At 72.2% G+C, this 18,765-nt stretch carries 17 protein-coding genes; 4 read left to right on the top strand and 13 right to left on the bottom strand.

Translation table 11 applies throughout. The features are described from left to right. The first annotated feature begins 57 nt into the window (after positions 1–57). Together ACWEFJ_RS24665 and ACWEFJ_RS24660 are read left to right on the top strand one after the other, a co-directional pair. Positions 58–1,041 carry a GlxA family transcriptional regulator gene (locus ACWEFJ_RS24665; protein ID WP_449715210.1) on the top strand — a complete coding sequence of 328 codons (984 nt, stop codon included), beginning with the start codon at positions 58–60 and terminating at the stop codon, positions 1,039–1,041. A 47-nt stretch (positions 1,042–1,088) separates the two neighbouring features. Then, positions 1,089–1,691 carry an isochorismatase family protein gene (locus ACWEFJ_RS24660; protein WP_449715209.1) on the top strand — a complete coding sequence of 201 codons (603 nt, stop codon included), beginning with the start codon at positions 1,089–1,091 and terminating at the stop codon, positions 1,689–1,691. A gap of 35 nt (positions 1,692–1,726) precedes the next feature. Here the strand turns inward: ACWEFJ_RS24660 and ACWEFJ_RS24655 are convergent, their stop codons facing one another. From ACWEFJ_RS24655 to ACWEFJ_RS24610, 10 genes are all read right to left on the bottom strand, one after another. Then, positions 1,727–2,887, bottom strand: coding sequence for a cytochrome P450 (locus ACWEFJ_RS24655; RefSeq protein ID WP_378089954.1), 1,161 nt, complete (start codon positions 2,885–2,887; stop codon positions 1,727–1,729). A 55-nt stretch (positions 2,888–2,942) separates the two neighbouring features. Then, positions 2,943–3,419 (bottom strand): GNAT family N-acetyltransferase, encoded by a 477-nt coding sequence (locus ACWEFJ_RS24650; protein ID WP_449715208.1) that lies wholly within the window; start codon positions 3,417–3,419, stop codon positions 2,943–2,945. A gap of 117 nt (positions 3,420–3,536) precedes the next feature. Beyond that, positions 3,537–4,169, bottom strand: coding sequence for a hypothetical protein (locus ACWEFJ_RS24645; protein WP_449715207.1), 633 nt, complete (start codon positions 4,167–4,169; stop codon positions 3,537–3,539). 13 nt (positions 4,170–4,182) lie between these two features. After that, positions 4,183–4,866, bottom strand: coding sequence for a hypothetical protein (locus tag ACWEFJ_RS24640; protein ID WP_378089962.1), 684 nt, complete (start codon positions 4,864–4,866; stop codon positions 4,183–4,185). Next, positions 4,863–6,002, bottom strand: a complete 1,140-nt coding sequence (locus tag ACWEFJ_RS24635) for a WXG100 family type VII secretion target (RefSeq protein ID WP_449715206.1) — start codon at positions 6,000–6,002, stop codon at positions 4,863–4,865. Before ACWEFJ_RS24635 ends, ACWEFJ_RS24640 begins: the two co-directional genes overlap by 4 nt. Continuing rightward, on the bottom strand, positions 5,999–6,325 hold the full coding sequence (locus ACWEFJ_RS24630; RefSeq protein WP_378089966.1) for a hypothetical protein: 327 nt from the start codon (positions 6,323–6,325) through the stop codon (positions 5,999–6,001). The genes ACWEFJ_RS24635 and ACWEFJ_RS24630 overlap by 4 nt, the downstream gene beginning before the upstream one ends. A 13-nt stretch (positions 6,326–6,338) precedes the next feature. Then, the gene (locus ACWEFJ_RS24625; RefSeq protein WP_449715205.1) at positions 6,339–6,872 is read right to left on the bottom strand and encodes a YbaB/EbfC family nucleoid-associated protein; all 534 of its coding nucleotides are present in this window, start codon (positions 6,870–6,872) and stop codon (positions 6,339–6,341) included. Positions 6,873–7,282: 410 nt separating this feature from the next. Further along, entirely contained in the window at positions 7,283–7,492 is a 210-nt protein-coding gene (locus tag ACWEFJ_RS24620) for a hypothetical protein (protein WP_449715204.1), read from the bottom strand. An 11-nt stretch (positions 7,493–7,503) separates the two neighbouring features. Beyond that, on the bottom strand, positions 7,504–9,375 hold the full coding sequence (locus ACWEFJ_RS24615) for an N-6 DNA methylase (protein WP_449715203.1): 1,872 nt from the start codon (positions 9,373–9,375) through the stop codon (positions 7,504–7,506). Positions 9,376–10,308: 933 nt separating this feature from the next. Next, on the bottom strand, positions 10,309–13,443 hold the full coding sequence (locus ACWEFJ_RS24610) for an NACHT domain-containing protein (protein WP_449715202.1): 3,135 nt from the start codon (positions 13,441–13,443) through the stop codon (positions 10,309–10,311). Positions 13,444–14,196: 753 nt separating this feature from the next. On the opposite strand from ACWEFJ_RS24610, the gene ACWEFJ_RS24605 reads away from it, so the two are divergent. After that, a complete protein-coding gene (locus tag ACWEFJ_RS24605) occupies positions 14,197–15,303 on the top strand; it encodes a sugar ABC transporter substrate-binding protein (protein WP_449715201.1) in 1,107 nt (368 codons plus the stop codon). Positions 15,304–15,985: 682 nt separating this feature from the next. Next, positions 15,986–16,426 carry a MarR family winged helix-turn-helix transcriptional regulator gene (locus ACWEFJ_RS24600; RefSeq protein ID WP_449715200.1) on the top strand — a complete coding sequence of 147 codons (441 nt, stop codon included), beginning with the start codon at positions 15,986–15,988 and terminating at the stop codon, positions 16,424–16,426. A 20-nt stretch (positions 16,427–16,446) separates the two neighbouring features. On the opposite strand, the gene ACWEFJ_RS24595 is transcribed toward ACWEFJ_RS24600, so the two are convergent. Genes ACWEFJ_RS24595 through ACWEFJ_RS24585 form a run of 3 tightly spaced genes read right to left on the bottom strand, consistent with a single transcriptional unit; the run spans position 16,447 to position 18,760 of the window. Beyond that, positions 16,447–17,277, bottom strand: coding sequence for an MBL fold metallo-hydrolase (locus tag ACWEFJ_RS24595; RefSeq protein ID WP_449715199.1), 831 nt, complete (start codon positions 17,275–17,277; stop codon positions 16,447–16,449). Between the two features lie 11 nt (positions 17,278–17,288). Further along, the gene (locus tag ACWEFJ_RS24590) at positions 17,289–18,152 is read right to left on the bottom strand and encodes an ATP/GTP-binding protein (protein WP_449715198.1); all 864 of its coding nucleotides are present in this window, start codon (positions 18,150–18,152) and stop codon (positions 17,289–17,291) included. Continuing rightward, positions 18,149–18,760 (bottom strand): AAA family ATPase, encoded by a 612-nt coding sequence (locus tag ACWEFJ_RS24585; RefSeq protein WP_449715197.1) that lies wholly within the window; start codon positions 18,758–18,760, stop codon positions 18,149–18,151. Before ACWEFJ_RS24585 ends, ACWEFJ_RS24590 begins: the two co-directional genes overlap by 4 nt. Between the last annotated feature and the right edge of the window lie 5 nt (positions 18,761–18,765).

Here is an 18,765-nt window from a genome sequence, read left to right as displayed (position 1 = left end):
CGGATGTGACAGAACACCGTCATTGCGGCCACGCCCGCCGGTGGTGACGATGGGTGCATGCCACCCGCCCGCCGCGTCGTCATCGCGGTCTTCCCGGACGTCGACCTCCTCGACGTCACCGGCCCCGCCGAGGTGTTCGCGCTGGCCAACCGGCAGACCGCCGGGCGGGCGGGGTACGTGGTGCAGCTCGCCGGCCGGTCACCCGGCGTGGTCACGACGTCCGCCGGGGTCCGGCTGGTGACGGACCTCTCGTTCGCCGAGGTGGACGGCGCGATCGACACGCTGGTGGTGCCCGGCGCGGTCGACCTGCGCCCCGGCGGTCCGGTCGCCCGGATCGACCGCGACGTGGTGGCGTGGCTGCGGACGACCGCGCCGCTGGCCCGGCGGGTGGCGTCGGTGTGCGTGGGCGCGCACCTGCTGGCCGCCGCCGGGCTGCTGGACGGCCTCACGGCCACCACCCACTGGTCGACCGCCGAGCAGTTGGCGGCCGACCACCCGGCGGTGGTCGTGGACCCGGACCCGATCTTCGTGCGGTGCGGGAACGTGTGGACCGGCGCGGGGATCAGCGCCTGCATGGACCTCGCGCTCGCGCTGGTGGCCGAGGACCTGGGCGAGGCGGTCGCCCTGACCGTCGCCCGGCAGCTGGTCATGTACCTCAAGCGGCAGGGCGGGCAGAGCCAGTTCTCGGTCCCGTTGAGCCGCCCGCCCGCCGCCCGCCGGGACATCGACGAGCTGCGCGCGTTCATCACCGACCACGTGGACGGCGACCTGTCGACGGCCGCCCTCGCGGCGCGGATGTGCCTGAGCGAGCGCCACTTCGCCCGCGTCTTCCGCCAGGAGACGGGCACCACCCCGGCCGCCTACGTGGAGGCCGCCCGGGTCGAGGCCGCCCGCCGTCTGCTGGAGGGCACCGACCAACCCCTGGACCGGGTCGCCGCCGCCTGCGGCCTCGGCTCGGTGGAAACGCTCCACCGGGCGCTGCGCCGGCAGATCGGCGCCACGCCGGCCGCCTACCGCCGCCGGTTCCGCACCGCCGGCTGACCACTCACCGCACCGTGCCCACCACCCCCACCGAACGGAGTTCCGCCATGCCCGCTTCCCCGAGCCTGCGCGACGTGATCGGCCTCGGCGACCGGCTGCCCCGGCTGGCCGACGCCACCCTCGTCCTGATCGACTTCCAGAACACCTACCGCACGGGCGTCATGGCCCTCGACGGCGTCGACGCGGCCCTCGCGGCCGGCTCGCGCCTGCTGGCCGCCGCACGCGCCGCCGGCACGCCGGTGGTCCACGTCGTCAACGACGGCGGCGAGGGCTCCCCGTACGACATCCGCGCCGAGACCGGGGCCATCAGCGCCGAGGTCGCCCCGGTCGACGGCGAACCCGTCGTGGTCAAGCGGTTCCCCGACGCCTTCCACGACACCGACCTGGAACGGACGCTGCGCGCGCTCGGCCGGGGCGAGGACCTGGTGCTGGCCGGGTTCATGACCCACATGTGCGTCACCTCCACCGCCCAGGGCGCGTTCAACCTCGGCTTCCGCCCCACCGTGGTCGCCGACGCCACCGCCACCCGGCCCCTGGCCTCGCCCGACGGCGCGGTGATCCCCGCCGCGACGCTCCAGGCGGCGGCCCTCACCACCATCGGTGACCTCTTCGCCACCATCGCCCGCACCGTCGACGACCTCGTCGGCTGACCCCCTGGGCGCGGTCCGGCGGCGCGGGCCCCTGGTCAGCCGATCGCCACCTGCATGCCGCGCAGCTCGTACCCGGCGATCTCGTCCTTGAACGCGATGCGCGGCGGCCGGACCATCCGCACGCCGTCCGCCGACAGCAGCCTGTGCAGGAAGACGTCGGACTCCAGCATCGCGATGTGCGAGCCGGGGCACTTGTGCGGGCCGTCGCCGAAGGACAGCCCGGTCGAGCCGCCCCCGTCGCGCACCGGACGGCCGGGGCACAGCGCCAGCGGTCGGTCGCCGACGACCTCCGGGTCGGTGTTGGCGTGGTCGAGCTGCACCCGGACCAACGAGCCCGCGGGCACGGTCACCCCGCCGACCGCGACGTCGGCGGTGGTGCGCCGCTTCAGGTGGCCGATGACCGGTTCGAGGCGCAGCACCTCGTGCAGGATCAGCAGCCGCTCGGGTTCGGCGGCGGCGAGGTAACGGGCCCGCAACCCGTCGTCGGTGAACAGGTGCCACGCGGCCATCACGATGAACTCCCGCGTGGTGACCATCCCGGCGGCCGCGAAGGTCAGGCACTCGCCCAGGATCTCCGCCGCCGTGCAGCCCTCGTCGAGCAGGTGCGAGATCAGGTCGTCCCGCCGCCGCGCCCGCCGCGCCCGCACCGCGGGCCGGACGTCGTTGAGGTAGATCGCCGACCAGCCCCGCAGCTGCCGCCAGATCCAGTAGAGGCCGTGCGGGCTGGTGAACCCCGGTCGGCCGAACTTCTCGGGGAAGAAGTAGTCCAGTCGCCGCCTGATCCCCGGCCTGCTCCCGGTCAGCCCGATCACCGCCGACGTGACCTCGATGACGAGCCGGAAGCCCACGTCCGCGAGGTCCACCGCCCCCGCGCCGCGCATCGACGCCACCTGCTCCTCGGCGACGCGTTCCATCACCGGGCGGTAGGACTCGTCCACCCGCCGGGGCGTGAAGAACCGCGCCGTCTGCCGGCGGTGCTCGCGGTGCTCGGGCCCGTCGCGGTAGAGCACGGGACGGCGGATCCGGCTCGGGAAGTTCTCGGTCGTCTCCACGCCCAGACCGGCCTGCACCGTGTTGTGGTCGCGCAGGAACAGGCGGGCGGCCGCGTACCCGTCGACCTGCCACGTCCCGTCGCGGTCCCGGTGCACGGGGCACCCGGCCGGCGGCGCCCCTCGGTCGACCTTGCGAGTGTTCACGACCCCCACGCTCCCCTCCGGGCGGCGGCGCCACGCCCCGCCCGCCTCCGCACCGCTACCGGTCGAGCCGCAGCACCGTTTCCTCGATCTCGGCGTCCCGCGCGGTGGCGTACGACGTCTCCGTGCCGACGACCGTGAACCCGGCCTTGCGCAGGACCCTGAGCGATCCGATGTTGTCGCTCGCCGCGCGGGCGTACAAGGGACGGACCGGCACCAGGTCGAGGAAGAGCCCGAGGGCCGCACCGGCGACCCCCTGCCCCCAGACCGCGCGGTCGATCCAGTAGGTGATCTCGGTGTCGCCTGCCACGACGAAGCAGCCGATGCTGCCGACCAGGCGTCCCCCACGCGTCACCGCGCGCGAGGTGACGTCCGGCGAGTCCCGCAACCTCGCCATGTGGCGGTCGAACGCCTCCCGGTCGTCCGGGTCCTGCGCGGTGAAGGCGGCCATCCGCACCGCCTCGGGGTCGCGCATCTGCTCGAACAGCGCATCGAGGTCGGCGTCCTCGATCGGCCGCAACGCCACATCCGTCATCGGTGCCCCCCGGAGCCGCCCGTCACCCGCCTGCCCGCCTGCCCGCCTGCCCGCCTGCCCGCCGAACGTAGCAGCGGGGTCCGACAGTGGCGGCCGCGTCCGCCCGGGCCCGCGCGTTCAGAGGTTGGCGTGGGCCGTGCGGATCGACTGCTCGGCCTGGGCGTCGCGGAACTCGAAGGTCGAGCCGTCGGGGAACGCGATGCGCACGAACCACTCCGGCCGCGCCAGCCGCCCCAACGGCACGGCCTGCAACCGCGCGGCGGCCACCGGGGACTCCCACCACGTGACCAGCGGCGGGACGTCGGGTGACGACTGGCCGAGGCCGCGGACCCGGCCGAGCAGTCCGCCGGACGCGGGCGCGGCGGGCCTGGTCGCCTCACCGTCCACGACCAGCGCGAGGCGCCGGTTCGTCAGCAGCAGGCGGCACTCGTCGCGGCCCGCGGTGAACAGGTCCGCCCACCGGGCCGCGGCCTGCTCGGGGCCCCTGGCGTGGGCCCACGCCCACACCGCGGGGTCGTGCACCCACTCGTCGTGGTGGAACCGCCCTTCGGCGACCGCGCGCGTCGGCAACGGCCACTCGGGCTCGGGCACCTCCAACGCCGCCGTCGCGGACCGGTGCGGCGCGGCGCGGGTCGGGCCGACCGTGCTGCCGACGTGGCCTTCCGGGTCCACCACCCACACGACCTGCTCGCCGGGCCCGACCCAGCGCCGCTGGGCCACCTCGCCGATCTTCAGCCTGTTCTTGGGCACCGCGGTCCGTCCTCTACCGACCGTTGACCAGGGCGAGCAGCCGCTGCGCGAGCCCCGGTTCGGCCCCGCCGACCACGTCGACGCCCGACCCGTCCGCGAGCGAGACGCGCAGCACGTGGACCGTGCCGGGCGTGTAGTCGTAGGGCAGCCTGCGCTCGGCGACGGCGACCCCGGTGATCCGCTCGCGCGGCACCTCGGCCACCGGGACCACCCCCGCGGTCTCGACGGGCACGTGCGGCGGGAACGCACTCCGGCCCGCGAACGCGTCACGGGCGCTCTTGGCGAAGCCCCACACCTGGTCGAGCAGCGACTTGTCCGGTTCCGCCCCCTCGGCCGGGGCTTCGGGCTCGGTGCGCAGCCAGGCCATCCGCCGCGGCGTGAGCACCCACCACGCGGAGGACTGCTCGCGCACGGCCAGTCCCGCTCCGGCCGCCACCGCGTCCGGCCCCGGGCCGAACACCACGACCTTCGGCGGCGACTGGGCCTGGTCACGGGGTCCGCCGGCGGTCACGGCGGCCGTCGCGGTGCCCAGGACCCGCAGCGCCTTGCCGCCGAGCCCGCGCTCCGGCGCGCCCCACCAGTCCAGCCCGCCCACGTCGAAGCCGGAGTTGGTCGTGCCCGCCGGCGCGCAGACCAGCACGGGCTCGTCCGGCGCGGCCCAGTGCTCCCTGATCGCCAGGACCCCGTCGAGCTTCACCAGGCGAACCCGCGGTCCTGCGTCGCGCGCCGCTCCTCTTCGGACGGCGCGTTCCGCGCCTGGTCGTACGCCTCCTGCGTGCCGAACTTGATGCCGCCGTCCACGGCGGCGTCCACGCCCGCGCTGAACGCCGCGCCACCGACCCTGGTCTGACCGCCGAGCATGCCGGTGAGCACGGTCTGGGCGATGTTGCCCGCCAGCGCGCCCTCGCCGGTCACGCCCTGCATGAACCGGTTGCCGGTGGTGGAGGCCAGGGACACGTCGTCGGCCCGCGTCACGATGTTGACCAGCGGGTTCGCCCCGAGGTGGCGGCCCGCGAACTGCTGGGCCATGTTGCCGCCGCGCAGGCCGTTCATCCGCTGGATGACCTGGCGCAGCGGTCCGCGCAACCGGGTGAGCAGGTCCTCCAACCGCTTGACGATCTTGAACAGCTCCATCTGGAGCTTCGACACGCGCATCGTGATGCGCATGCCCGTGCTGCCGACCTGCACGGTCGTCGTGGCCCCGGCGGCCGCGACCGAGCCGCCGGCGGTGATCCAGGACGCGGCCAGCGCCGCCAGCCACTGCACGATCAGGCCGATGATCAGCTCGGTGAGGATCTGGATCACGAACTCCACGAACATGTCGAACAGGTCGGCGATCATGTCCAGGGTCTGCTTGAGCCCCCGCACGTCCTCGGCCAGGGCCGACACGCCGTCGCCGAACTCGGTGACCTGCCTGCGGAACGCGTCGCCCGCCGCGCCCTGCCAGACGCCGGTGGTCGCCTCGGCGCGCTTCTTCTCGGCCTCGGCGACCTCGTCGAGCCAGCCGGCGACCTGCTCCCAGCCGTTGCCGGTGGCGCGCATCTGCTCCGGGTCGCCGACCGCCCACTCGGCGATCTCGATCAACGGGCTGAGCACGATGGACACCAGGAAGCCCAGGCCGTTGTCCAGCAGCGCCTGTCCCGGGCTGGCCATGGTCTGCAACAGCTCCATGCGCCCGGAGATCGTCGCCGCGGCCATCTGCGGCGGGCTGGTGGCGTCGGCGAGGTCCTGCAACGCGCCGATGCCCGAGCTGCCGCGCCCGGCGGCCTGCTCGAACCAGTTCTTCTGATCGCCGCCGTTGAGGTCGGCGAACGTGCCCGGTCCGCCGGTCATCGGCCACCGACCAGGCCGTCGGCGATCTGCTGCAACGCCTGCGAGATGCCGTCGTCCACGCCGCGGTAGACCTCGAAGCTCCCGCGCAGCTGCTCGCCGGTCTGCTCCAGGAAGCCCTTCGCGTCGTTGGCCAACTGCCGGCACTCGTCGAGGCTCGAGAAGTAGCCGCTGCTCAGGCCGACGGCGTCGCCGATGGGCCCGAAGCACTGGTCGTCGACGCGCGCCTGTTCCAGCAGGTCGGCGAGCTGCCCGAACTTCCCGGCGAGGCTCTCGCTGCCCGCCGCGAAGGCGGTCAACGCCTCCGGCACGATGCTGAACGTCATCCGCTGCTCCCCCTCAACGCAGGTACGTGCTCGGTGGTTCCTCGTCTTCGACCGGCGGCGGGGCCGGACGGTTCCGCTGAGGTTGGCCGGGCGGCGGCGCGAACGGGGGCCGGCCGGCGGGCGGGGCGGCGGGCGGCGGGGCCTGCGCCCCCGGCGGCGGGCCCGGCGGCGCTCCGGCCGGCGGCGGCGCGGACGGCATGATCGGCTCCACGCCGGACGCCGCCAAACCCTGCTTGAACTGCTCCAACCGGTCGCCGAGGATCGGGGCGACGGCCGCGTCGAGCTGCCGGGCGGCGTCCTGCGTCGCGGCCCGGATGGCGTCCAGGATCTCCTGCTGCAACGCCACGTGCGACCGCCCCATCGCGGCCGGCGACAACCGCAACCCCAGGACCGCCCCGGACGGCGCCGCGGTCACCACGACCGCCCCGTCCCTGCTGCGCCCCACCCCGCGCAGGTCCTTCATCGCCTCCTGGAGCCGGCCGGCCTTCTCCGCCTGCTCCTGGAACGACCGCATCATCTCCTGTATGCGCCGCTGCGGATCGGCCACGACAACCCCTCGTCCGACGGAACACCCCCGACGACCACCCTCGGGTGACGCCGACAGCACCGTATCGGCAACCACCCCACCTCGTCCGGGCGACCCGGTCACCGGCACGTGCGCCGTCGTCCGACGTGGTCGCGCGCATGCCCCCCGACAGCCGAACCCGCACGTCACCAGCGCGACGCCGGCTCTCCACCGGTGCGAACAGGCGGTGGCGGCGACACCGAGCAGGCCCGGCGGTCCGAGACCGGGCACGCGCGCACCCGCGTCGGCGAGACCACCGCCCCCGACCGTTCCGCCACCGGCCGGACCGGACCGCTCGGGGTCAACCGGGTCCTGAGCGGGACCGCGGCGCGGCGGCATCGGGGCGACCTCGGGACCGGAGCCGAGGGCGGTGCTTCCCCGAGCCCGAACGGTCAGTGCTCGAACTTGTGCAGGAACGCGAGGACGCCCAGGCACAGCACCATCGACCCGGCGACGGCGGACCCGCCGGCCAGCACCGCGTCGGCGACACCGACACCGGTCGCGTTCTTCACCACGCCGGTCGCCAGACCCACGAGGAGGGAGAACAGCACCGACACCAGCACCCAGAGATTGCGCACCTCGCGCGAGTGGGGGTTCGACACGACAGCCCTTCCTAGTACGACGTTGGCAGGAGGTAGTCCGACAAGGTGGCGTGCAGTCGACGCGTCGTGTCCGCGAGTTCCCGGTACGCGGCGATCTGCTCGTCGAGAACGGTCAATGCGTCGCCGATTCGGCGTTGCTCGGCTTCCGGGGGCACGACGACGGGCAACTGCCCCAGCGTGGCGGCGTTGATGGAGGCGACCGCGGAGGCGGCCTTCGAGCGGTTCCTGATCCACTCGACGACTTCGGCCATGGACAGGTACGCGAGCAGGTAGCGGGAGTCGATCTTTTTCTCCAGATCGTGCAACCGCAGGAGGTTGGTCGTGCACAGCCAGCCGGCCTGGTCCTCGGCCACGAGCGCGGAAGCGCCGGTCGAACCGGTCCGCACGCAGACGACGTCCCCGGCCTCCAGGCGGAACTGCGGCAGGCGCTCCGCGGTCTCCTCGTCGACCAGTGCGTCACCGGCGGCCACGATGCGCCGATCGCGAATGTGCTTGGGCAGCACCAACGGGACCGTGCCGCGCGTCGTGCGCGTCTGCGCACCCAGCCGGGAGTAGGACGGTCCCGCCTGGATCCGGCACAACGACCCGAGCGGGACCCGTTCCCAGGTCTTCGGGTCACGGTCCGACGGGCCGGCGACGAGCTGGTCGACGTCCAGCCTGCCCGACCAGGAGTGGGCATCGCGCGCGAGGTCGTGCAGCCGGGACAGCTCCCCGTGCACGTCGGAGACGCCGGCGCGAGCCCGTGCCGTCCCGGTGCTCACGTAGTCCGACGGGTTCACCGAGTAGCCGTTCAGCTCGATCCGGGCCGGGTCGGCCGACCCCCCTACGCCGTTCTCGACCACCGAGTCGGACCGCCATGCCCGCACCGCGCGCACCAGGTCCGCCACGTCCTCCTCGGTGAGGGTGCGTCGCCCGGCCTTCTTCACACCGCGCCGCCCGGCGTCGAGGAACAACGCGTCGCGCGGCTCGTCCGCCGGAGTCCTCAGCAGCCAGAGGGTGGCGGCGATGGGCGTGCCCGTGAACAACTGCGGCGGCAGCGCGATGACGCACTCGATCACGCCGCTCTTCACCATCTGCTCGCGGATGTTTCGCTCCCGTTCGGACACGGCGGCGTTGTTGGGCATCAGCACCACGGCCCGACCGCCTTCGTCGAGGCAGGCAAGGATGTGCTGCAACCAGGCGAAGTTGGCGTTGCCGGCCGGCGGATCGCCGTAAGTCCAGCCGACCTCGCACTTCGCCGGGGCCGCATCGTCGTTGAACGGCGGATTGGTCAGGATCAGGCGCGCCTTCCGCTCGCGGCCACGCCGGTCGCACCACGGAGCCTTCGTGCCGGTCGTGAGCTGCGCCGAGGTGCCGTGGACGGCCAGGTTCACCCCGGCGACTCGGAGCGACGCCTCATCCAGGCCCTGCCCGAACAGGACCGGCCGCACCTCACCGCCCCGGCCGCGGCTCACCTCGACGACCGCGGCGAGCAGTTCACCACCGCGCACGTACGGGTCGTAGACCTCGACCGGACCGTCCGCGTCGAGCAACACCAGCTCGGCCATCAGCCGGGTGACACCCGTCGGGGTGAACGACGCCGTCGCCGCGAGACGGCGTTCCACCCCGTGCAGGTCCAGCAGCCGCCGGAAGGCGGCAGGCCCGAGCCGGCCGGACAACCGAACGACCTCCACGAGGTCATCCCGACGCGGCTGCAACTGCATTACCGACCGGAGCACCCCGGGTTGCAGGCCACGCCGGCGCAACTCCTTGTCGGCGGCGTCACCGACGAACCGAAGCCACCGCCGGACGGCATCCACCGCGTGGACGCCTGCCGGAGGCATGGTCCCGACGTCGGGCCGGACCAACAGCAACGCGAAGATCAGGTCGAGGTAGTCCGTCATCGGCGCGGCACCCCGAACCCTGGCCGCCAGCGGTCCGACGAGCCTGTCGACCTCTTTCCGGCTCAACTCCTCCCCGGCCACCGCAGGCGCCGATCCCGTCCCGGCCGGTACTGCGCCGAGCGCGCGCCGAACCCGATCCCCATACGTCACCCCAGGCGCCTCCCCCGGAGCCAGCGCACCGGACGGCACCGCCCGCCCCGCCAACCACTCGACGACCTCCGCGAGCCGGAAGTACTCGTTCTCCCCGGACCGGACCGCCCGGGGGAAGTCCGCGTGCCGCCGCTCCCAGTTCGTCACCGCCGGCCGCCGCACACCCGCGAGCCGAGCCACCTCCGCCCGCGACACCAGTTGCCCATCAGCAGCCTGCCGCCCGACCATGTGCCCACCCCCCTGCCGTACTTCGCCAACGGGTACGACCGTACGAGTGGGCTGCCGTTAACAGCAAGTGCGCACTGCAGTGCGCACAATGTCGCCATAGGAGCTGTCAGCGACCGCCGCATCAGTATGACCGGATAAAGCGCTGTTCACTCGGCAGTACCGGCCGAGCTATCGACCTTATGGGGCCTGGAGCGATGTTAACGCCCTTGTCATCACGGACCCGTCAGCGTCATCACGAGACCGAACACCGGGCAGCCGGCCGCGACACTCCGTCGAACATCCCGCCGGGGAAGCCGAGCGGGAGGACCGTCGCCCGAACCGGCCCGCCGAAACCGCAGGCGCCACGAACCGATCAGGTGCTGCCGAACGCTGTTGCTCCGCACCGGCCGGCGCGTCCAACCCGTTGTCGCGTACCTGATGTCGCTCACCTTCACGAGTCGGGCAGTACTGCGCGACGTAGTTCGGCTCCCTGTGATGAGCCGCGGCCATCCCGTCCTGCCCGCTTCTTCGCGGCCGGCAGGCGCACCTCGTCGGGAACCGTGGGCGATCGCTGGGCTACACACGCTTGGCGGTGGTACCCGCCTTCACCGCGGCGGGCGTGCGGTGCCCGATGGTGCACGCCCGGCTCCGCGACAGGCGAACCACCGAGTCCATCACCGTCAGGAGGGCCGCCTCGAGAGCCCGGAACGCCGCGGTGAGGCGGTGGCGAGCGGGTACGGTGCCGTCGACCGCAATCACCTCGTAGAGCTCTGTCAGTTGCCCATGGCCGATGTGCTTGCCCGCCAGCCTCGCGACGTCCAGCCGGACAACAGGTGAATGGGTGTGATCGGCCACGAACGACTGGTAGTACGGCACCGCAGCGGCGCGATCGATCCGGGCCAGGTGCTCCAAGGCCGCCAGCTTGTCGGTGTCCTCGTGGTTGAAAGCCGCAACGACCCGCTCCAAGAGGTCCGCGCGCATCGCGCGAGGGTCGGTGAGCAGCGCCTCGAGGCGCAGACCGGCAGGGACGGTTTCGTCCGAGGCGAGCTGCTCCAGCACCGCGTGGTCCCGGTTCAGGTGCGTGACGAGGAACTGCGCCGCCTGCAACCTCACCACGGGGACGGCCTCTGCGCGGAGGCGGTCGAGAAGGGTCTCCAGGCGCTGCCTGTTCTCGTGGCGGACGACGTTCATCGCCTCCTCGCGGGTGACCACTTCCGCAGCCGTCTCGATCAGCACGCACATCAGGTCGATGCCCCGGTACGGGTCGCAGGACAGCGCGGCGCGCGCCGCGGCCAACCGGACAGTGTCCGGCACCGCGCTGTTCCCGGCCAGGATGGCGAGCAGGTCGACCCCACGATCCGGGTCGTGCTCCGCGACGACCACGGCACCCTGCAAACGCAGGTGCTCGTGCGGAGACGCCCTCGCCAACCGGCCGAACATCGCCGCAGCGACCGCGGGATCGCTGTCGAAGAGCATCTTGCTCACCGCGACACGCGCCGTGCGCCTCACCTCCGGATCGGCGACGAACACATCGGCGACGGGCACGCCGTCCTGCGGGGAGACGTCGATGAGGAACCGCAGGGCCTGGAAACGGCGGTCTGGGTTCCTGGTCGCGTCCCGCACGACGTCCTGGAGCACGGTGACCGCCCGGTCGGGGTTGACCTGGTGCAGCCACTGCGCGCAACGCAGCCAGTCCGCAGTGGCGAGGTTTCCCTGCACGAGCCGCCGCAGGTGTCCCGTCGCCCGGTCCACGACCGCGGCGCGCAGTGCCACGCCGTGGTCGACGAGAGCGGCCACGAACCCCAGGTTGCGCCTGCGGTGCCACGGCCGCATGAGCCGGCGCAGCGGTCGGTGCAGGGCACTGCCGTCCTCGACCCACCGCGCCGCGAGGAACACCATCACCGCTAGATCCGGCCACGGCCACGCCCTGCGGGGACGCAGGAGGTGACGGGCTTTCCGGGTGTCGGGGGCGGGATACGCGCGGGCAAGCGCGGCGGCGGCCAGGAACTCCTCGATCGTCTGGTGCCGGAACGCGAATGCGTGGCCGCGTTGGACGACCAGGCCGCTGAGCCGCAGCACGTCCGGCACGACCTCCGGCCACACCGCGACGCCGGGGTTCCACCGTATCGCCAGGTCGAGCACCCTCGATGCGTCCTGTTCGAACAAGCGGCGGCGCGCGATGTCCTGGAGCAGCACCTCCAGGTTCTCCAGCAGGAAGTCGGCGGCGCGCCGGGCGGCGGGCCCGTGCGGGGCGAGCCGGTCGAGCAGTCGCGCGCGGGCGTCGACGTCGTGGACCTTCGTCAGCTGCCACATCACGAACCGCCGGTACAGCTCAGCCTGGCTGTCCGGGAGGCGGTGCCCGGTGTCCTCGGTCAGCAGGACGCACAGCATGGTCGCGACCAGCGGCACATGCGCCAGGTCGCGCAGCTTCGCACGCCGCACCTCGGCCAGGAAACGGACTGCGCCGCGTTCCGGTGCGGGATGCCCTTCCCCTTCCAGCCACCTGCGTGCGAAATCCAGCAGCTCGGTTTCGGAGAACCGCCGCAGCACGTAGGTGGGAGTGGCCCCGAGGGCGAGCAGGGGACGCATCTCGCGCTCGTGCAGCGGGCGGCTGGTCACCAGGAACCGGTGGGTGGAACGGCGCCGGTGGTCCTCGACCCGCCGCACGACGGCGGCTCTGGCATGGGGGTCGAGCACCTCGTCCAAGCCGTCCACCAACACGAGCCACCGCACCCCCGGCACGGGGTCGCCGCCGAACAGCTCAACCAGCCGATTGCGGTCCAGGGTGAAGCTCGGGCCACGCAGGATGCCGTCCGCCAGTGCTTCGGGCAGGGAGCGGTGGTGAACCAACGACTCTGCGGTCACGGGAACAGGGACGAAGTCCCCAACACCATCCTCCAGCCATCGCCGCGCCGCGACCGCGGTGATGCGTCGGACCAGGCTGGACTTGCCGGCACCGGGCTCGGCGACCACCTGGACACCCTCGAACCTGGTCACCAGCTCTTCGGCGACGATGCGCTCGGGAGCGGTGTGCTGGTCCCACTCGTCGCCCTGGCGTGGGGTGACGTGCCGACGCAGGTAGACCTTCGAGAGGGGTGGCGCGGCCAGCCGTGCCCAGTCGTACTCGTGCTCCTCGTCAACGGCACGCACGGCCTCCAGGTACTCGCGCAACACCGGCCCCGCGTGTCGCCAACCGCCCGCGGTCAACTGGGGCGGGTCGAGCAGGTCCAGCCAGGCATCGTTGCGACGGGGCAGGTCCGGCAGCTCGGGTACCACCAGCAGGTCACCGGACGGACCGACCAGCCCGCACACCCCACCGGTGCGGCGGTCCAGCACCGGAGATCCCGGCTCGGCGCCCGCCACGACCCGCAGCGCGGCAGGTGGAGCGCCGGAGCGGACAGCCGCCCACACACGGTCGGACCTCGGGACCGTTACCAGTGCCAAGCCGTCGCCGAGGCCGAGGGCGGCGGCGAGGGTGAGCACCTGTCCGGGCGCGACGCGGACCCCTCTGACGTCGCCTTGCACCCCGCTCAGCACCACGGTCGCGTCGAGCAGTGCCTGGTGCAGCGGATCCGCGGCGGTCGACACGGACGTGTGCGTCACAACGACGTCGCCGTGGACGTCACGTGCCTGCACCACAGGCGCGTTGACCGTGCCCAAGACCTCGTTGTGATGCATCGGTTCCGGCGAGCGGGACGGTTGGCCGTTCACTCTCGGTGCACTTTCTCCTCGACCGCCGGACATGGGCGGCGGTGGTAGCGTGACGCTGCCGACCTCCGTTCACCGTCCGCCCGCGAGCGCAGCTATCCGACTTCGAACGGCTCAGGAGATCACACCTCCGGGGCGGAGAAACCGCGATTGTGCGGTCATGGCAGAGCTTCGCGTGGTCGGTTCTTCACCACGCCGGAACCGGCTAGGCCCGCTCCTCCGTTTCACCGCCGCGGCCCATCATCCGGGCCGCGCAAACGGCATCGCGGGCAGACCCGGACCACGTCCGCGAGCCGGCCCGACAGACAGTGCCACCGCATCGGGTGGTCGAACTCCGCCCACGGGATCAGGTACACCTACGGCCGGATGCGGACCCCGGGCGGTTGGACACCCCGATTGGGCCGCACTGCCGCTCGGTCCGGCCCCGCCGCCCAGTCCGGCTGTCGCAGCTCGGCTTGCCATACCACGCGGTCACGAGCCGTCGATCGCCAATGCGGCCGAACGCCCAAACGCGTTGTCCGCAGAAGTGCGTGATCAGCATGGCCAGGATCGGCTATCACTTGGTTCTCACGTGATGGCGTCGAGGCGCCAAGGGGGACCGTCATGGGCAGGGGTTCCCAGGCTGACGATGACGACGGATCGGGTACTGCCACGAATCGGAATTCTCCCGGGATGTCGGATCGTCGTGAACCCACTGTCCGGCAGCGGGGTCGGGCCTCGTCTTCCGGTGCCGTCGTCCAGGCGGGGCGTGACGCGGTGGTCACGTTCGAGCAGCACGTCCACCATGGGGCATCGGTGATCCGATCGGCACCGGTGAGGATCGCCGTGTTGGCCGCCGTGTGCGGCGTGGTCGTCGTCGGCGGTGTCGTCTTCGTCCGCAGCGGTGTGCTGCTCGAGCAGGTGCCCGCGTGGACGATCCCCGTGGTGGCGTCGCTCGTAGCCGCCCCGCTTCTGCTGCGCCGGAGGGCGCGGAAGGTTCACACGCGCCAGGCATTCGTCGTCATCTCGGCTTTCAGCCAGAAGTACTGGGTCGCGGAGTTCGTGCAACGCCTGCACCGCGCACTGGACCGCAAGGGCATCGACCTGGTGTTGAAGGTGCCGGACCGGGACTACGACGCCGCTTCGCAGGGTCACGACTTGCGAAGGGTGCTCAACACCAAAACCAGCTACCTGGGTGGGTTCGTCGTTCCGACCGAGCTGCACCGGATGCGCCCACTGCTGGTGGAGTTCTGCGCCGAACTGGCGCTGCCCGTGGTGTTCACCGACGTCGAGCCGTTCGACGACGAGAGCGAGTACCCCGCGAACACCGCGTTCGTCGGCTACGTCAGCGCCGACCTCGGGGTGGAAGCAGGCCATTGGTTGGTGGACCACCTCCGGCGACGTGGTGTGCGGCGGCCACACGTGCTGATCGTCGCCAGCCGCGAGCACGCCGAGCGCCAGGACTCGTGCGCGGACGTCCTGCGACGAGGTCTGGGCAACGTGTCGATCGACATCGACGACACCTGCGCTTTCAGCCGCTCGCGTGCCTACGACGCGGTCCAGGCCCACATCCGGTCACAAGCCGCTCGGACGTCCCGTCTCGACGCCGTGTTCTGCACCAACGACGAGATGGCGCTGGGAGCGGTCGACGCGCTGCGGGCGACGGGATCACCGCTCACCAATGAGACCACCGTCATCGGCGTCGACGGCATCCCCGAAGCCCGACACCTCATCGCGACCGCCGCAAGCCCGCTGCGAGCCACGGTGGTCCAGGACGCCCACCGCCTCACCGAAAGTGCCGCCGAGGTGCTGCAGAGGATGCTCGACGGTCGCCTGACCGCGACGCGGACCATTCTCAAGCCCGAGGTGTACCAAACCCGGTGAACCCCGGCGAGTTCGATCGGACCGTGGAGGGCTCGGCGGGTCCGGAATCGGGATCGGAGCACCACAGCCAGACCGGTTTGTTCACCCCGCCGGAGGGCAGCGTCGAGCACCACCAGGATCTCCGGATCGCCCTGCGTCCAGTGGCCGGCGGCGATCAGCCGTTCGAGCACCCCGCGCAGCTGGGCGACGGTCACCGCGGCGACGTCCGCGCCGGGCGGCGACCGAACCGCGTCCAGCAGACCCGTCCACGACCCGTACCGGTCCGTCGGCGCACAGCACGGCGTCGGCCGGCTCGAACAGCCCGTCCGCCCGACGGGTCAGACACCGGTGGAACTCCGGCCGTGCCCGGGACAGCGCCCCGAGTGACCGCTTGCGGTCGAGATGGTGCACGCTGATCACACAGCCCATTGGCCGATCATCCTGGTCGGAGCCACTCCTCGGCGCAATTGCGACCAACTGCCGACGGCGGACCGTTCCCGGCACACGGTTTGCGATTCCCCGGTTCGTCCGACACGTCTCAGCGTGACGCCCCGCGGCGCCTCGGCGGTCGCGGCAGCAGGCGCGACGAGTGGTCGTGCACCCGCTCCACGCACCACCATCGCAGGTCACGGGCCTGCGGTAACGCCGGGACGGCGGATGGTCCGCGGCCCCTGAGCGCCCGTCGAGACGGTAGGGTGAGGGTATGCGAAAAGAATGCGCTTCGCAGGACGACGTGGCTGGGCTGGCCGCTCAGCTGGCGCAACTGCTGGACGCGCATTCACGAGCCGTGGCCGAGCGGTTGGGCATCACGGCCGCGCAGGTCGTGGCGTTGCGCGAGCTGGACGCGCCGATGACGCTGCGGGAGTTGGCGGCGCGGATGGCGTGCGAGCCGTCGAACGCCACCTACATCGCCGACCGGATGGAGGCCCAGTCCTTGATCCGTCGGGAGCCGCACCCGAGTGACCGCCGGTCCAAGCAGGTCGTGCTGACCGAAGCGGGTGAGCGGTGCCGGGCCAACGTGCTCGCCGCGCTCCAGGAGCGGTCACCGCTGGACGTGCTCGACGGCGATGAGCAGGAGCAGTTGGCCCGGCTGCTGATGAAGGCGGTCGGCGCGGAGCACCAGGTGAGCGGTCGGCGGTCCTGATCGTCCCGGTCGCCCGTCCGTCACCGGCCCTCATCGACCGGCTCCCATCGATACGCGTTCCCGACGACGGCGACGCGGCCCACGGGATGCCGCAGGTGCGCCGTCAAGGCGGGGACGCCGAGACGCGCGAGTTCGGTGATCAGTGCGCCGCGGACCAGCACGGCGGCGCCCGGATCTTCGTCCACCGTCACGTGGGTGCGGTGAAAGGCGACCTGGGTGTGCCAGTGCAGCGCGTCGCCGGTGACGACCGCCGACGGGGGATTCCCGATCAGGTAGATGCAATGGCCGGGCGTGTGTCCGACCGCGGCCCTGGCGAACACCGGCGGCTCGGCGAAACCACCCGCGGGCACCAGCCGGACCGGGTTGCGCGCGGCCAGTTCCGCGCGCTTCCGCCGGGAGGCCCACGCCCACTCCTCGATCGACACCACGAGCGGGATCGAGGCGAGGGCATCGGTGTGCCGCACCCACCCCACGTGGTCGTCGTCCAGGTGCGTGAAGCAGATGAGGTCGATGTCGGCGGGCCGCACCCCGATGGCGGCGAGGTTGTCGAGCAGCGCGCCGCCGGACGCGGCGCCGATGATCCGGTCACCGTCCGGCGGTCGGGCCACCCGGACGGGGCCGAGCCCGGCGTCGATCAGCACGGTCGGACCGGCACCGTGCGGGCAGACGAGGACCACCCCGACGTTGGCGGGCAGGTAGGGCCCCTCACGCTCCAGTGCCCGCAGGTGGTCGGGGTGGGCGTCGAGGTCGCGGAACCACCGGGCCGCGGTCAGCTCCACGGTCCCGTCCGGTACGAACCAGACGGTCGCCTCGGACGTGGTGAGCGCGACAGGGGTGACGGCGGTCGGCACCTCGTCGCCGATCAGTAGCGCATCGCGTACTGGATTTGGCGCAGCAGGCTCTTCTTGCGCTGGGCCTCGTGGTAGCGGGCGTCCGCCTTGAGGTCGTCCAGGTCGGCGGTGACCCGCTCTTCGGCGATCCCGATGGCCTCGGCCAACGGCACGACCAGCGGCAGGCCGAACAAGTCGATGATCGTGGAAACCCGCTCCTCGATGCTGCCGCCGACCACGCGGTAGGGGATCTCCAGCTCCTCCAGCGCGGCGATGAGCAGGTCGTCGGAGAGACGGCGGAACGGCTCCGACACCGGGCGGTGCCCGTCGGGCTCCATGTCGAACTCCACCGGCAGGTGCACGTACGCGTCGTAGATCCGCTTGGCCCGCGCCCGGGTGATCTCCCCGAGGGTGTCGGTGTAGCGCTGGTAGAAGTGCTTCACCGGCAGGCCCATGAGCTTCTTGATGCTCTGGAACCACCAGGTGGCACCGGGGTTGATGCCGACGCGCATGCGGGCCTCGAAGTACACCCACTCGTGGAACACCCCGCCGTCGGAGATGAACGGGCCCTCGCCGGACTCGTTGTGCACCCGCTCCTCGAACCGGCGCAGGCCGAGCTTCACCAGCTCCATCGCGCTGAGTTCCATGACCGTCTTGCCCGGCACCAGGTCGACCAGCAGTTGCCGGGAGGTCTTCGCGTGGGTGCGGGTTATGCCGGTCGCGACGGACAGCGCCTCGCTGGTCGTGGACTTGCCCGACGAGAAGGTGCCGGAAACGGCGAGCTTGAGGTTGGGGTGGTTCCGGAAGTCGGGTAACGGCATCGTGGGCGTGACCCGGTCGCGCAGGGGATGATTCGCTGCGGAGGTCCGGGAGCGGACGCCGGAGGTCTTGGTCATGTCGTGGGGCCTTTCCGCGTGGTCTCGACGAGTCGGGCGATGTGGTGGAGCCGCTGCTCGACCGTCCCGGTGACCCGGTGCACCGGCCGGCCGAGATCGGCGCAGAGGTCGGTGAGCATGGCGTCGGTGCGCGCACGGAAGTCGTCGTCGATCGGCGGATCGGCCGCGAGCGGGACCTCGGCGGGCAGGTGGACCAGCAGTGTGTACGCCCGGCTCGCGTACTGCCGCACGGCCGGGTACGGGGCCCAGAACAGCGGCAGCACCACGGGCAGGTCGGTCGCGGCCAGCCGCGCCCTGTCGGGCCGTCGCCCGGTACCCGGGTAGGAGCCGTCGCGCAGGCGCAGCGCGCCGTAGACGAACTCGTGGAGCACGCTGCCGTCGGACACGAAGGCAGCCGGGTGCTCGGCCGCGCGGCGATCGCCGTACCGTGCGACGGTGAGCCCGATGAGCTGGGCAGGAGTCCAGTCGTGGACCCGTTCCCCGTCGTCGTCCGGGTCGACCCGCATCGGGCCTGCGGCGTGGACGGCGGGGATGCCCAATTCGCGCTCGATCGCGGCGGCCAGCGTGGTCTTGCCCGAGCCGTAGGCGCCGAGCAGGGCGATGCGCACGGCCG

This window comes from Actinosynnema sp. NPDC004786 (genome assembly GCF_053601135.1).
The sequence above is the reverse complement of the archived record's forward strand: the minus strand, read 5'-3'. Positions and strand labels throughout refer to the sequence as shown.